The 2,635-nt window shown below is 54.9% G+C and carries 2 protein-coding genes; one reads left to right on the forward strand and one right to left on the reverse strand.

Annotated features, from left to right (window positions below; all coding sequences use genetic code 11):
• Nucleotides 1-302 precede the first annotated feature (302 nt).
• Nucleotides 303-1,337, reverse strand: coding sequence for a DDE-type integrase/transposase/recombinase (locus tag E8E68_RS11730; RefSeq protein WP_280341542.1), 1,035 nt, complete (start codon nt 1,335-1,337; stop codon nt 303-305).
• A 323-nt stretch (nt 1,338-1,660) separates the two neighbouring features.
• On the opposite strand from E8E68_RS11730, the gene E8E68_RS11735 reads away from it, so the two are divergent.
• Nucleotides 1,661-2,614, forward strand: coding sequence for an IS110 family transposase (locus E8E68_RS11735; protein ID WP_280340090.1), 954 nt, complete (start codon nt 1,661-1,663; stop codon nt 2,612-2,614).
• Nucleotides 2,615-2,635 lie beyond the last annotated feature (21 nt).

Below are 2,635 nucleotides of genomic sequence, written 5' to 3' on the forward strand. Positions count from 1 at the left end.
TTCGCGGGACAAGCCCGCTCCCACAGGTACCCCCGCAGGCTTGAGGCTGATGCAGTACCTGGGTAAACAACTGGCTTGCTCAATTTCTAGAATCCAGCGCGATCCCTGTGGGAGCGGGTTTACCCGCGAACACCGGCGGAGCCGGTGCCATGCACCGTGTTGGATTCTTCGCGGGTGTACGACCGGGGACATCCTTTACATCGTAAACCGGGGACATGGTTTACACATTTGAGGCTTGGACGCGGTTTTCACCCCGTCCAAGCCTTCCCAGGAGATGGTTACACAGGAACACATCCCAAACATCATCTTCCACCTCTTTCAAGCCGATCCTCTCGCCCGACAAGGCCTCGCTGATGAAAAGCAGCTTGCCTTTCCACTTGATCGAGCCATTTTGCCTGACACTGCGGACAGCCATTTCGGCGGGATACTCCACGATAGGCAGGCATCCTGGGTAAGGCCGATTGGATGGCACATGGACGCTTCATCTCCAACGCTTCATGGGGGCGGACATAGTTGAACTCGTGTCGGAAGTGCTCAAGCAGCAATTGCTGATCAATCAGATTGTGCCCCAGAGGCAGTTCAAGCTTCATGCTGCGATGCATCCGCTCGTGACGGCCATTCTGATCTGGGCGCGCGGGTGCGGTCCGTTCGGGAATAATCCCGAGGCGGATCAACCAGACAGCAATTGTGGACATCCTTGCCAGCCCGACTGAAGCAAATGGGCTGCCGTTGTCAGAGCGGATGACCTCTGGCATTCCGTGCTCCTGAAATAGCCACTCAAGCGTCTGTATGACCGGCTGCGTCATGATGTTCTTGTGGGCTTTGCAGGCCAAGATGAGGCGCGAAGCATGGTCTGTAACCGTTAGTGGGTAGCACCACTGACCGTTGAGCATCTTGAACTGACCCTTGTAGTCGATGCACCAGGTCTTGTTCGGCTCGTTGGCCTCCCTCATCTTTGTGGGGCTTTTACCGTATCGCCGTTTTGGCCCACGCTTATGAACCATGCCCATTCGGTCCAGCCACTGCCCCGCAGTGCTCGGAGACGGCCAATCAATCGATGGGTCTTCAAGGCGCAGTAGTTCCATGAGCTTCTTGGGGCCCCATTTATCGTGCGCCTCTTTCATCGCAACAATGCGGGCCAACAGCTCGTCACTGGTCTTGTTAGGGCTGTTGTCGGGGCGCCGTGAAGCATCGGACAGCGCTTCAGCACCGCCCGCAGAATATCGCGATATCCATTTGTCGACCGTGGGGCGGCTGACGTTGTAACGGCGAGCAAGCTGACTCTTGGTGTAATCACCGGAAAGCCACTCGCCAATCAATCTGACTCGTTGATCCATGGGGGACTCTTGGTTCCAGGGCATGATCAGGTACCTCCTGATCATGCTTTAGCCTGTAAACCATGTCCCCGGTTTGAAATGTAAACGATGTCTCCGGTTTGTACCGGGGCAAGCCCGCTTGTATGGTTAGACTTGAAGGGGTGGTGGGACTAAATGCCCGATTCTGACTGTTACGAGCAGTACAGACCGTGGGAGACATCGCCCCACCCCTTCCACCAAAGCGCCGATAAAGAATGCATCGTTTGCAAGCGACGATAGAAGCAAGCCAGCGCCTCTTGGTGAAAGCCCTTCAAGCCGAAAAACCATAACGTGGAGAGCCGCCGATGGCAATGCAGGTAGTGAAGTCGATCATTGGAGCGGACGTTGCAAAAGCTGAATTGGTGATCCATCACGAGGAGCGTGATGAGATCATCAAGCTGAAAAACTCCAAATCTGAAATCAATAAGTGGCTCAAGCAGCAGCCACTGAACACGGCTATCGCCGTTGAAGCGACCAACATCTATCACTTGGATCTGGTCGAGCTAGCCCACGGCATGGGCTTTGATGTTTATGTCATTGATGGATTTCAACTGAGTAACTATCGCAAGAGTGTTGGCGGCCGAGTCAAAACTGACCCGTCCGATGCGCGGTTGCTGTCCCGTTTTCTGAAAAACGAGGGTGAGGATCTTCGCCCTTGGACCCCGCCTCCCGCCGTCTACGGCAAGCTGCAGAGCCTTCTGCGGCGCAGGGCTGCGCTGGTATCGGCCCGTACTGCAATGACGCAGAGCTGGGCTAACGAGGGCCTGTTGAAAGCAGCCTTCGAAACCTTCGTCAAGTCGATAGAACGGCTGGACTTGCTGATACAAAAGAAGATCAAAGAAGTATTGCGAGAGGCAGGGCTGCTTGAACAGGTTATTCGCTGCCAGGCCGTGGAAGGTATTGGTTTTCTCACAGCGTCAGCACTGGTAATGGCGTTTATCAGAGGCGAATTCAAAAGCAGTGACGCTTACATCGCCTTCTTGGGGATGGACCTGCGAGTGAATGACTCCGGGCAAAAGAATGGACGCCGCCGCCTTACAAAGCGAGGCTGTTCGGAGATTCGTCGTTTGTTGCATAACGCAGCGATGTCGGCCAGTAGGTCAACTACCTGGAAGGACGTGTATGAGCAGTATCGGAGCAACGGTAAAGCAACGACCCAGGCACTAGTGATCTTGGCTCGCAAGCTCGCTCGCGTCGCATTCGCCCTGATGCGAGATCAGGGCGAATACGTCACCAAAAGCCGGAAATTGGCTTGCTGAAAACCATAGAATCTCCCACAG

Source organism: Pseudomonas sp. BN607 (assembly GCF_029871175.1).
In the GTDB taxonomy this organism is placed as follows: domain Bacteria; phylum Pseudomonadota; class Gammaproteobacteria; order Pseudomonadales; family Pseudomonadaceae; genus Aquipseudomonas.

Excerpts from the sequence above, each read along its gene's own strand:
- E8E68_RS11735 (WP_280340090.1), top strand. The coding sequence starts at position 1,661 with ATGGCAATGCAGGTAGTGAAGTCGATCATTGGAGCGGACGTTGCAAAA.
- E8E68_RS11730 (WP_280341542.1), bottom strand. The coding sequence starts at position 1,337 with ATGGATCAACGAGTCAGATTGATTGGCGAGTGGCTTTCCGGTGATTAC.